Source organism: Microbacterium flavum, assembly GCF_018717645.1.
GTDB lineage: Bacteria > Actinomycetota > Actinomycetes > Actinomycetales > Microbacteriaceae > Microbacterium > Microbacterium flavum.
On record NZ_JAFLHG010000001.1, the window covers coordinates 90,436 to 102,549 of the forward strand.

The following is a 12,114-nucleotide window of genomic DNA, read 5'->3' on the forward strand; positions in this document are numbered from 1 at the left end:
CGCGGGTCAGGCGGGCTCGACCAGGATGCCGACGATCCGCTCGAGCCGGTCGTTCATGAGGCCGGAGACCTCCTCCGCAGGGCGCCCCTCGAGGGTCGCGCGCGTGCAGGTGTCATCGGACACATCGACCAGCAGGCGCGCGGCATCGGGGACCGGAAGGCGCAGCCGCAGGCCGTAGACGTCGACGACGTGGCGGATGATGCCCTCCACCCGACCGGCCATGGCATCCTGCCAGGAGAGGTAGGCCGCAGCGAGCTCGGGGTCGCGGAGCGCCTGCGTGCGGAGCTCGCTGAACAGCTGCGGCTCCATGCGATCGCCGAGCGACACACCGACCACCTGACGCACCAGGCTCCCCGGATCCGTCATGGCGCTGGTGGGAAGGTCACGCACGCGCACGGCCACCTCGTCGAGCTTCGCACCGGCGAGCTGGGTGATCAGGGCGAGGAAGAGCTCGTTCTTCGACTCGAAGTTGGAGTAGAACGCTCCGCGCGTGAAGCCGGCGCGCTCGCAGATCATCTCGACGGAGGCGGCATCCATGCCGACCTCGGCGAAGACCTCGTGCGCGGCGTCGAGCAGCCGCGCGCGGGTCTGCTCGCGTCGGCGGGTCCCCGTGCGGGGCAGGACATCGGCCACGGCGCCCTCCTTCCGGACGATTTTCACACCGAGTCCCCAGAATTGCGGGGACCGACGCTCTTAGGATACAACCATGTATCGGATACAGCGCTGTATCGCCTTTCCCTGATCCGACTGAACAACGTTCCCGGAGCGCCTGTGTCCACTCTTCTGTCCTCCCTCGGCCGCTGGTCCTACCGCCATCCGTGGCGCGTGCTCCTCTCGTGGATCCTGCTCCTCGGCATCGTCGGCGGATCGGTCGGCGTCGGGATCGCCACCGGCGGCATCAAGGGCTTCGACAACTCCTTCTCGATCCCCGGGACCGAGGGCCAGGAGGGTCTCGAGCTCCTGAACCGCACATTCCCGCAGGCGAGCGGCACGAGCGCGCAGTTCATCGTGGTCGCCGCTCCGGGCGACCGCGTCGACGAGGAGCCGTACACCGACGAGATCGCCGCGACCGTCACGGACCTGAGCCGCCTGGATGGCGTGATCGCGGTCACCGACCCCTTCGACGGCACCGTCTCCGGAACGCTCTCGGACGACGGCGAGGCGGCACTCATCCGCCTCCAGTTCGAGGGCACCGTGACCGACGTGCCGGGTGCCACCAAGACCGCTCTGGAGGATGCCTCGGACTCCCTCGGCGCGACGCTCCCCGCCGGATCGAAGGTCGTCGTCGGGGGCGACCTGTTCTCGACGTCTCTTCCCGCCCTCTCGATCGTCGAGATCGTCGGCGTCCTCGTGGCCCTGTTCGTGCTCATCGTCACGTTCCGCTCCTTCGCGGTGGCCTGGTTCCCCCTCGTAAGCGCCCTCATCGGCGTGGCCCTGGCGATCACCCTGATCTTCGCCTCCACCGCGTTCGCGACGGTGTCCTCGACCACCCCGATGCTCGCCATCATGCTCGGACTGGCCGTCGGGATCGATTACGCGCTCTTCATCGTCGCGCGACATCAGGATCAGGTCCGCGCCGGGATCGCGCCCGAGGAGTCCGCCTCCCGCGCCACCGGCACGGCGGGGTCTGCGGTCGTCTTCGCCGGCGTCACGGTGCTCATCGCCCTGATCGGCCTCAGCTTCGCCGGCATCCCGTTCCTCACGACGATGGGCATCGCCGCGGCCGGTGCCGTCGCCGTCGCCGTCCTCGTCGCGGTGACGCTGACGCCCGCTCTGCTCGGGTTCGCGAAGGGTCGCGTCGCCGGTTGGGGCCATGGCCTCTCGCGGGGCATGCGCGTCGGCCGTCGGCGAGGCGCTCGGCCGTCGGCGAAGGCCGCCTCGACTCTCGAGCCGGTCGACGGATCGCCCGCCGAGCCCGTGCCCGCCGCGCCCGTGCCCGCCGCGGCGGCGCGCCGGAACCCCGAGCCCGTCGCGACCCCACGCACGCGCACGAACCCCTGGGTGATGCTCGTGACGCGGCATCCGATCATCACGACGATCGCGGTCGTGCTGACCCTCGGCGTCGTGGCGATCCCGGCGGCGAGTCTGCAGCTCGCCCTCCCGAACGCCGGGATGCAGCCGGCCTCGAGCGAGGCGCGCCAGGCGTACGACCTGACGGCCGAGCACTTCGGCCCGGGCGCCAACGGCCCGCTGATCGTCACGGGGACGATCGTCACCTCCACCGATCCGCTCGGCCTCATGGCCGACCTGAAATCGGAGATCGAGAAGATCCCCGGCGTCGCCGAGGTGGCGCTCGCCACCCCGAACGAGACCGCCGATACCGGGCTCATCCAGGTCGTTCCCACGACCGCGCCCGACGACCCGCAGACGGCCGACCTCGTCCGCGAGCTGCGTTCGCACCACGACGAGTGGCTCTCGACCTACGGCGTCGACCTCAAGGTCACCGGCTTCACCGCCATCGCGATCGACATCTCCGACCGGCTCGGAGCGGCGCTGCTGCCCTTCGGACTGTTCGTCGTCGGCCTCTCATTCGTCCTCCTGATGATCGTGTTCCGATCGGTCTGGGTGCCCTTGAAGGCGACCCTCGGCTACCTGCTGTCGATCCTCGCCTCGTTCGGCGTCGTCGCCGCCGTCTTCGAATGGGGATGGCTCGCCGATGCGCTGCACGTGACCCGCACCGGACCCGTCATCTCCTTCATGCCGATCATCCTCATGGGCGTTCTGTTCGGGCTCGCGATGGACTACGAGGTGTTCCTCGTGTCGCGCATGCGCGAGGACTACGTCCACACACGTCGCGCGCGCCGCGGCCGGGCCGATCGTCAGACCGCCGTCGGCGCCGTCCGCAGCGGGTTCACCGCATCGGCCCGCGTCGTCACGGCGGCCGCCGTCATCATGTTCGCCGTGTTCGCCGCCTTCGTCCCCGAGGGTGACACGGCGATCAAACCGATCGCCCTCGGGCTGGCGGTCGGCATCGCGGTCGACGCGTTCCTCGTGCGGATGACGCTCGGGCCCGCGATCATGGCGCTGCTCGGCGAGAAGGCGTGGTGGATGCCGCGCTGGCTCGACCGCGCGCTGCCCCACTTCGACATCGAGGGCGAGGCCGTCGAACGGGAGCTCGCCCTCGCGGACTGGCCCGAACCCGGTTCGCGCGCCCCGCTCGTCGGCGAGGGCGTGAGCGTGCGCGTCGACGGCGGTCGCGGCGTGGGCGAGGTGGAGCTCTTCACGGGAGCCGACTTCCGTCTGGGACACGGCGACACTCTGCTCGTGACCTCCTCCGACCCGCGCGCCGCGCGCGCCTTCGTCCTCATGACGGCGGGGAGGATCGACCCCAGCGAGGGTCGCCTGCGCGTCGCCGGCCACCTCCTCCCCGGTCGCGGGGCGTGGGTGCGCGCCCATGTCGGGGTCGCCCTGCTCGCCGGCGCCGTCGATCCCCTCGCCGAGCTGCGGCGCGCCCTCCGCGGGCGTACGACCCTCGTGGCGATCGACGGGCTGGACACGCTCGCCGGCGCCGACCGCGACCAGGCCGCCGCCCTTCTGCGCGACGCGGCGACCGCGCTCGAGGCGCGGTCCGGCGATGCCGACTCCGCCCTCACGGTCGTGGCATCCGCCCGACACGACGGCCCCGCACTGGGCGTCCTCAGCGACGCGCACCGCCCCGGTGTGACGTCCCTCGCCCTTTCGACTCTGACCCCTTCGACCCAGGTGATCTCCTCATGACCCTCCCCCTCGAGCGCGCGCGCTCCCGCCGCCCCGTGACCTGGCTCACCCTGATCGGCGTGCTGCTGCTGCCCGTCGTCATCGGCGGCATCCTGGTGGCGGCCCTCTACAACCCCGTCGAGCGGCTCGACGGGATGCGGGCCGCGATCGTCAACGAAGATGAGCCCGTGACGATCAACGGTCAGTACGTCCCCCTCGGCCGCCAGCTGACCGCCGGCCTCGTCAAGGGGTCGGATGCTCTGCCGTCGAACCTCGACTGGACCATCTCCAACACGGACGACGCCGCCACCGGCCTCGCCGACGGAACCTATGACGCCGTCATCACGATCCCCGCGAACTTCTCCGCAGCGGCCACCTCGACCGCCCCGGGCTCGACGCCGGAACGCGCGACGATCACGGCGCAGACGGCTCCCGACAGCCGCATCGTCGACGAGGCGATCACCTCGCAGGTGGCATCGGCAGCGGCATCCGTCCTGGGGCAGCAGCTGTCCACGGTCTACCTCGAGAACGTCTTCCTCGGCTTCACGACGCTCGGCGACCAGCTCGGCACCGCTGCGGACGGCGCGCACCAGCTCGCCGACGGGGCGACGAAGACCCAGTCCGGCGCCGTCTCGCTCGCCGACGGGGTCCGCCAGCTCGCCACGGGGGCGGGCGCCCTCTCCGGCGGACTCGACCAGCTCTCCTCCGGCGCCGGCCAGCTCGCGTCCGGTGTGACGAGCTATGCCGCCGGCGCACACCGCTCGGCGGACGGACTCGGTCAGCTCTCGAACGGACTGAACCAGCTCGTGCAGCCCAGTGCCGCCCTCGCCGCGGGGATGCAGCAGTTCGCCGACCAGGCGCAGGGCATCAGCGTGCCGCAGCGGGTCATCGATGCCGCGCAGAACGTCGCCGACAACAGCGCCACCGTGCAGCAGAACGCCGAGGCCACCGTCGCGCAGCTGCAGCAGCTCGCCGCCGAGTGCGCGACCAGCGGGTCGCCCGCCGAGTTCTGCGCGGCTCTCACACGTGCCGCCGACGAGGCGGAGGCGGCACTGCCCACCGTGACCGACCTGATCGGGAACTCGCAGCAGATCGCCGACGGGCTCGGCCAGATCAATCAGCTCCCCGCTGCGACCGCGCAGCTCGCGGCCGGAAGCGCGGGGATCTCCCAGGGCATCGCCGGCCTCGCCGGAGGGCTCTCGCAGGCCGCCGCCGGAGCGAACGAGCTCGCGACCGGCGCCGACGGGCTGGCGGCCGGCGCGCAGGGGATCGCCGACGGAGCCGCGCAGTCCGCGACCGGGGCGGGCCAGCTCGCGAGCGGCGCGACCACGGCCGCCGACGGCGCCGACCAGCTCGCCGACGGCATCGGGCAGGTCGCCACCGGCACGGGTTCGCTCGCCGACGGTCTCGACACCGCGGCATCCGCACTGCCGTCGTACACGAACCAGCAGGCGACGGATCTCGCGTCGGTCGTCAGCGACCCGGTGACCGCCTCGGGCACGTCCTCCACGCTCTTCGGCGCCTCGGCGATCCCGCTCCTGGCGATGCTCGCGCTGTGGTTCGGCGGTCTCGCCTCGTTCATCGCCCTGCAGGCGGTGCCGCGGTACGCGCTGAGCTCCCGCCGCCCCTCCGCGCTCCTCGCGCTGAGGAGCCTCGCCCCGGCCGCCGCGATCGGGGCAGGTCAGGGCATCCTGGTCGCCGCGGTCGTGCAGCTGGCGGCACGCTACGACGCGCACACGTGGTGGGGCTTCGCGATCCTCGCCGTCCTCGCGGGGGTCGCGTTCGCCGCCGTCAACCAGGCGCTGGTCGCCGTCTTCGGAGGCGCCGGCCGCTGGATCTCGGCCCTCGTCGGAGTCATGGCGGTCGCCACGGGGATCGTCTCGACCGTCCCCGGCATCCTGACGCAGATCGCGGCCCTGCTGCCGACGACTCCGGCGTACGACGCGTTCCTCGCGGCGCTGACGTCGGCGGGCGGCCTCCGGGCCGGCGCGGTCGGGATGGTCGTCTGGGCGGTGCTCGCGTTCATCGCGACGGTGATCGCCGTCACCCGTCGCCGGACCGCAGGCGCCCGCGCACTGCTCCAGCCCGCCCCCGCGCTGGCGTAGGCCGGGCGGGCGGGCGCGGCGGGGCCTGGGGCCGCCCCCCTCGCCGTCTCGCCGTCTCGCCCTCTCGCCCTCTGCCGAGTGTCCAGAACACGCGGACGCGACCCCGGTGCGGCCCGCGTGTCTTGGACACTCGGCGGCGATCCGGGCGGCAGGGCGGAGGCACGGCCGGGGGTTGGGTCGGGTTGTCATCCACAGGGCGCGAATCGCCGAATCCGTCCACAGATCAGGCTCGGAAGGCTTCGGCGGGATGCCGGGCGAGGTCGACTGGGTGCGTGCACCGCATCCTGCTCCCCGAGGAGTTCGCCGCGACGGCCTTCGCCGTGTCCGCGGCGCGCGCCCATGGCCTCCCCGCGAACCGGCTCCGCTCGCGGCAGCTCGCGCGGCCGTTCCACGGTGTCCGCGCACCCGACCCGCCCGCGCAGGACGTCCTCGGGCGGTGCACGGAGCTCGCGCCGCGCCTCCGCGGCCATCAGATCTTCAGCCACCTCACCGCGGCGGCCATCTGGTCGCTCCCGCTGCCCCCGTGGTGCGCCTCACGCCCCCTCGAGGTCTGCGCTCTCTGGGGCGGGCGCGAACCGCGCACGGAAGGCGTGATCGGGCACCGGCACACGTTCGACCCGGAGGGGGTCACGCTCGTCGAAGGGATGCCGGTCCCGCCGCCCGCCCTGGTCTGGTCGCAGTGCGCCGAGCATCTCCTCGTCGACGACCTCGTCGCGATGGCGGATGCCATCTTCACCCGCGGTCTCGCGACGCGTGAGGAGCTCACAGCATCCCTCCGCCCGGGTCAGCGGGGCGCGGTGACCGCTCGGGCCGCGCTGGCGGAGTCGCGCGTCGGCTCGGAGTCGCCGCGCGAGACCCTCACCCGGCTCGTCCTCGTTCGCGCGGGGCTCCCTGAGCCGGAGCTCAACGTCGACCTCCGCCGCCCCGACGGGCGGTTCGTCGCCCGCCTCGACCTCGCCTACCGGCGCTGGCGGGTCTGCGTCGAGTACGACGGCCGCCAGCACAGCACCGGCGCGCAGTTCGCACGCGACGCCGACCGCTGGGCGGACATCGCCGCGGAGGGCTGGCTGATCGTGCGCGTCCTCGCCCATCACTTCGATGACCCCGGACGAGCGATCGTCGCGCGCACACGCGCCGCGCTCACCTCTCGCGGCTACTCCCGCTGACCCCGCCCCGCCGCTGCCGCCGCCGCCGCGTGCTCGCCACGCCGCGCCTGCCGAGTGTCCACAACACGCGGTGTGCGACCGCTCCGTGTCCGCGTGTCTTGGACACTCGGCAGAGGGCAGGGCGACGGGACGGGGCGCGGGCGCGGCGCGACGCGACGGGACGGAGCGGGGCGCGACGGGACGGGGCGCGACGGGTCGCGACGGGCGGCTCAGCTCAGGCCGCTGTAGACGTGCAGACCCTTGAAGAACATGTTCACGATCGTGAAATTGAACATGACGGCCGAGAATCCGACGATCGAGAGCCATGCCGAGCGCGTGCCCCGCCAGCCGCGCGTCGCGCGCGCGTGGATATAGCCGGCGTAGAGGACCCAGATGACGAAGGTCCACACTTCTTTGGTGTCGAAGCCCCAATACCGGCCCCACGCGTCGTTGGCCCAGATCGAGCCGGCGATGAGGGTGAAGGTCCAGAAGATGAAGCCGATGATCGCGAAACGGTAGGCGAGCGACTCCAGGGCGTCCGCGGACGGAAGGGTGCGCAGGAAGCGAGGTCCGGATGCCACTGCCGTGGGCGTCGCCGCGGCATCAGCGGCCCCCGCCTCGGCTGCGGCCACGGCGAGGCGCTCGCGTCGCGCCTGCAGCAGCTGCGTCACCGAGAGCGCGAAAGCGAGGGCGAACAGCGCGGTTGCGAGCGAGGCGACGAACACGTGGATGACCAGCCACACGCTCTTCAGCGGGTCGGAGAGGGGGACGACGACCGTGTAGAACCAGATCGCGGTACCGCCGAGGAGGACGGTGACCAGGCCCGTGATGAAGGTCCCCAGGAAGCGCAGGTCGTACTTCAGCAGCACGACGAGGTAGACGGCGACGATGAGCATCGTGCCGGTGAGGGCGAACTCGTACATGTTCGACCACGGCACGCGGCCCGCAGCGATGCCGCGCGTGATGTCCGCGGCGACATGGAAGAGGAGACCGAGGACCGTGAGGGATGTCCCGATCCGCGCCCACATGTACCGGGGGCGCGCAGACGGCCGGGCTTCCACGGCGGCGAGCGCGGCGGCCTCCTCCGCGCGGATCTGCGCGATGGTGGGAGCGTTCGAAGCCCCCGAGGCATCCCCGGCGGCGGCGCCGACGAGCTCACGAGCCGGCGCGAGCTCCTGCGCGGCGGCATCCTGCGCCTTGGCGGCCAGATCCGACCGCCGAGCGAGGTCGACGGCGTAGGCGATGAACGCGAGGGCGTAGATCGCGACCGCGGTCCATACGAGGAGGACCGAGACGGCGTCGAGCGAGAAGTCTCCAGCGGGCATGTCGTCCAGTCTACGCAGGGCGGGTCGGGGCCGAGGGGGTGTCGAGGGATGCCTCGTGCTCACGCCGCAGCGCCTCGACGGCGACGGCGATCGCCGGGTCTTCGCCGCGCGCGAGGCCCGCGTACTCCACCTGGATCCCCGCGCCGCCCGACGGGGTCGCCTTGACCCACAGCCGCCGGCGGGGCACGAACAGCGCGGTGACGAGCCCACCGAGTGCGAGGATCGCGAAACCGAGCACGAACGGTGCGCCGACGTCGCGGTGGATCGACAGCGACACGTAGCGCTTGACGGCCTCGGCGCCGCCGGTCGCGGTGTTGTCCTCGAAGGTGATCGTGCCCAGTCCGTTCGGGAGGTCGACGGTCTTCCCCGGCTCGAGCTTGAGCGAATCGACGCCGATCGCGCGACCCGTCACCTGGGTCATGCTCGTGGTGTCGAGCGCGTAGACGTTCCGCGGGGTGCCGTCATCGATGCCGAGGTCCCCCACGTAGACGTCCACGGTGAGCAACGGGTTCGCCAGCGCGGGGTACGCCGAGGTGAACGCGCCGGAGTGGAGTGTCGCCGCCGTCGGGTAGAAGAAGCCCACGAGGCCGAGCTGTTGGGCGAGACCATCGGCGACCTTCACCACGCCGAGCGAGGTCATGTTCGCGTCCTGCGGCAGGAACTCCACGTCCTCACGAAAGACGACGTCGCCCGCGGGGTTTCGCACCGTGATCGTCGGCGCGTAGCCGTTGCCCATGAGGTACACCCGGTCGCCGGCGATCTCGAGCGGATGGTTGACCCGCACGGTCTGCTTCTCGGCGTCGTTGCCCGGGAGGCGTGTCGTGAGGTTCGCGGCGAAGTCGCCGGCCATCCCCTGACCGGCCTGCCCGACCGGAACGTACGACACCTGGAAGCTGTCGAGGCTCAGCGAGTAGGGCGGCAGCTGCTCGGGGTCGACGAAGCGGCCCGGATTGAACGAGGTGTAGCCGAGGCCGAGCGAGTTGACGAAGCTGTCGCCCTCGGCGATCACCGTCTGCCCCGTGTAGGTGAGCCCGCCGCCGACGCCGACCGAGATCAGCACCCCGACGAGGGCCGCATGGAAGACGAGGTTGCCGGTCTCGCGCGCGTAGCCCCGTTCGGCGGACACCGACGCGACGGCGGGGCGCGTCCCCGTCGCCGGGGAGTCGTAGCGCTCGACGCGGTAACCCGCCCTCCGCAGCTGCGCCTGGGCGATCTCGACGATCCGCGTCGCCTCCGCGTCGGGGACCGCCCCCACCGGGACGGCGCGCGTCGTCGACGCGTAGTCGTCCAGGCGCGACAGGCGCATCGGCGTTCGCGGAGGTCGGGCGCGGAGCGCCGCGAAATGGTGCCTCGTCCGCGGGATCACGCATCCGATGAGCGAGATGAACAGCAGGATGTAGATCGCGGAGAACCACGCCGACGAGTACACGTCGAACAGCTGCAGGGCGTCGTAGACGGGATACAGACCCGGGTTCTTCGATTCGAAGTCGATGACGCCGTTCGGGTCGGCGCTGCGCTGCGGCACGATCGATCCGGGGATCGCCGCGATGGCGAGGAGGAGGAGGAGGACGAGCGCCGTCCGCATGCTCGTGAGCTGCCGCCAGCCCCAGCGCAGCCAGCCGACGACGCCGAGCTGCGGCTGGGTGATCCGCCCGTCACCGTCGCGGACGTCGCCGCCGGCGCTGTCCGCGTGGTCGGCGGGGCGCAGCGGATCCGAGGCGGAGGACTCGCCGACGCGCGTGTCAGAGCGGGAGGGTGACACCGCCGATCACCCCCTGCAGGTGCGACATGATCGCCGTCCACACTCCCGAGACCATGAGCACGCCGAGGATCACGAGCAGAACGCCTCCGATGATGTTGACCGTACGGATATGCCGGCGCAGGAATGCGACGGAGCGCGTCGCCCAGCCGAACCCCACCGCGAGGAGGAGGAACGGGATGCCGAGGCCCAGCGAGTACGCGACCGCGAGCAGCACCGCGCGCCACGGGTCGGCCTGCGTCAGCGAGATCGACAGGATCGAGGCGTAGGTGGGGCCGATGCACGGCGCCCATCCGATCCCCATCGCGATGCCGAGCAGCGGGGCTCCGAGAAGGCCCAGGCCGCTGCGCACCTGCGGCTTGACGGTGCGCTGGGCGAGCCCGAACAGGCCGAGGAAGACGAGCCCCATCGCGATCACCACGACGCCGAGGATGCGCGTCAGGATGTCCTGGTACTGGATGAAGAAGCGCCCGAGGGTCCCCGCGAGCACCCCCATCGCGACGAACACGACGGTGAAGCCCGCGATGAACAGTGCGACGCCGACGAGAAGGCGCGCTCGCCCCTCCCTCGCACCGCCCGCACCGCCCGTGGCCTGCCCTCCGGATGCCACCGCGGCTCCGGACCGTGCGGGCGCGGTCGCGCCCCCGAGGAAGCCGAGGTAGCCCGGCACGAGCGGCAGCACGCACGGCGAGACGAACGAGATGAGGCCGGCGAGCATCGCGATCGGGACGGCGAGCCACAGCGCGCCGTCGAAGACGATCGATCCGGCGCTCACGGCCGGAGCCTCACGAGGCTTCCGCCAGCACGTCGTTCACGATGGTCTGCAGGATCGAGGCGCTCTCCACCTGACCGACGAACCGCGCCGCGACGCGGCCCTGGCGGTCGAGGACGAGCGTGATCGGCACGGCCTGCAGCGGCGTCCAGTCGGCGAAGGCGAGCTTGAGGTCGGCGTCGCTCTTCGCGAGCAGCGACGGGTAGCTGATGCCGTAGGTCGTCTCGAACGAGGTCGCCTGCTCGGGCCCGTCGTAGATGTTGACGCCGAGGAACGCCGCGCCCTTCGGCTTCGTCGCCTGGAAGCTCTCCTCGAGGATCGGCGCCTCCGCACGGCAGGGCCCGCACTGCGCATACCAGAAGTTGAGGACGAGCACGTCGTCGCCGAAGTCGGCGCTCGAGACCGCGGCACCGTCCACGGACGTCCCCGCGAACTCGACCGCGGCGCCGCGCTGATCGACGGGGATCTCCTGCACGCGCCCGTCGCCGGAGATGAAGCCGGTGTCGCCGCCCTCCCGGTACTGGTCGGCGAGTTCGTCGCTCGGCGCCGTGCAGGCCGCGAGCGTGATGGCGAGCAGCGCCGCCGTGAGGGATGCCAGGACCTTGCGCATCAGACCGCTCCCACATCCACGGCGTCCGCCGTCGTCGCGGGCTCCGCGTAGGCGACCTCCCGCCACTCGTTGCCGCGGCGCTCGAAGCTCGTCACGCTCGAGAGGGCGCAGCGCCGCTTGCGCGGATCGTGCCGCAGGGGCTCGCCTGCCACGGCGAGGTGGGTGATCCAGATCGGCAGCTGGTGGGAGACGAGGACGACGTCACCCGACTCGGCCGCGTCCCAGGCGGCGACCATCGCGGCATCCATCCGCTCCACGACCTCGATGTAGGGCTCACCCCAACTCGGCAGAGCGGGATCGGAGAGGTACTTCCAGTTGCCGGGGTTCAGGACCGCGCGGCGCATCCGCTTGCCCTCGAAGACGTTCGTCGGCTCGATGATCCGCTCGTCGATGACCGGATCGAGGCCGAACGCCTCGGCGAAGGGCTCCGCCGATTCGCGGGTGCGCTGGAGCGGGGAGGCGTACAGGGCGGTCACGGGCCGCTCGAGACCGGCGACATGGGCCGCCGCGGCGGCGGCCATCGCGCGCCCCGCGCCGCTCAGTCGGAACTCCGGGAGGCGACCGTACAGGACGCGCCCGGGGTTGTGGACCTCGCCGTGGCGCACGAGGTGAAGGCGATCGGCGGGCACCCGCCAAGTCTACGTGGGCCCAGCTTGTGGGCGGGCTGGGAGACCCGCTGCACCGGAGGACGCCGACGCGGCA

9 protein-coding genes are annotated in these 12,114 nt (G+C 72.0%); 3 read left to right on the top strand and 6 right to left on the bottom strand.

All coding sequences use genetic code 11. The annotated features are described in order from the left end of the window. Positions 1-6: 6 nt before the first annotated feature. Positions 7-633, bottom strand: coding sequence for a TetR/AcrR family transcriptional regulator (locus J0P97_RS00465; RefSeq protein ID WP_282838223.1), 627 nt, complete (start codon positions 631-633; stop codon positions 7-9). 138 nt (positions 634-771) lie between these two features. Here J0P97_RS00465 and J0P97_RS00470 point away from each other — a divergent pair, with 138 nt between their 5' ends. From J0P97_RS00470 to J0P97_RS00480, 3 genes are all read left to right on the top strand, one after another. Continuing rightward, positions 772-3,717, top strand: a complete 2,946-nt coding sequence (locus J0P97_RS00470) for an MMPL family transporter (protein WP_215485811.1) — start codon at positions 772-774, stop codon at positions 3,715-3,717. Then, positions 3,714-5,801, top strand: coding sequence for a YhgE/Pip domain-containing protein (locus J0P97_RS00475; protein ID WP_215485812.1), 2,088 nt, complete (start codon positions 3,714-3,716; stop codon positions 5,799-5,801). The genes J0P97_RS00470 and J0P97_RS00475 overlap by 4 nt, the downstream gene beginning before the upstream one ends. Positions 5,802-6,073: 272 nt before the next feature. After that, positions 6,074-6,967, top strand: a complete 894-nt coding sequence (locus tag J0P97_RS00480) for an endonuclease domain-containing protein (protein WP_215485813.1) — start codon at positions 6,074-6,076, stop codon at positions 6,965-6,967. A 209-nt stretch (positions 6,968-7,176) separates the two neighbouring features. Here J0P97_RS00480 and ccsB read toward each other — a convergent pair whose 3' ends face one another. Genes ccsB through J0P97_RS00505 form a run of 5 tightly spaced genes read right to left on the bottom strand, consistent with a single transcriptional unit; the run spans position 7,177 to position 12,041 of the window. Further along, positions 7,177-8,271, bottom strand: coding sequence for a c-type cytochrome biogenesis protein CcsB (ccsB, locus tag J0P97_RS00485; protein WP_215485814.1), 1,095 nt, complete (start codon positions 8,269-8,271; stop codon positions 7,177-7,179). Positions 8,272-8,281: 10 nt separating this feature from the next. Next, positions 8,282-10,033, bottom strand: a complete 1,752-nt coding sequence (gene resB, locus J0P97_RS00490) for a cytochrome c biogenesis protein ResB (RefSeq protein ID WP_215485815.1) — start codon at positions 10,031-10,033, stop codon at positions 8,282-8,284. Further along, positions 10,014-10,805, bottom strand: coding sequence for a cytochrome c biogenesis CcdA family protein (locus J0P97_RS00495; protein WP_215485816.1), 792 nt, complete (start codon positions 10,803-10,805; stop codon positions 10,014-10,016). Before J0P97_RS00495 ends, resB begins: the two co-directional genes overlap by 20 nt. Before the next feature lie 10 nt (positions 10,806-10,815). Next, entirely contained in the window at positions 10,816-11,412 is a 597-nt protein-coding gene (locus J0P97_RS00500; RefSeq protein ID WP_308163306.1) for a TlpA family protein disulfide reductase, read from the bottom strand. Then, the gene (locus tag J0P97_RS00505) at positions 11,412-12,041 is read right to left on the bottom strand and encodes a histidine phosphatase family protein (protein ID WP_215485817.1); all 630 of its coding nucleotides are present in this window, start codon (positions 12,039-12,041) and stop codon (positions 11,412-11,414) included. The genes J0P97_RS00500 and J0P97_RS00505 overlap by 1 nt, the downstream gene beginning before the upstream one ends. Positions 12,042-12,114: the final 73 nt, after the last annotated feature.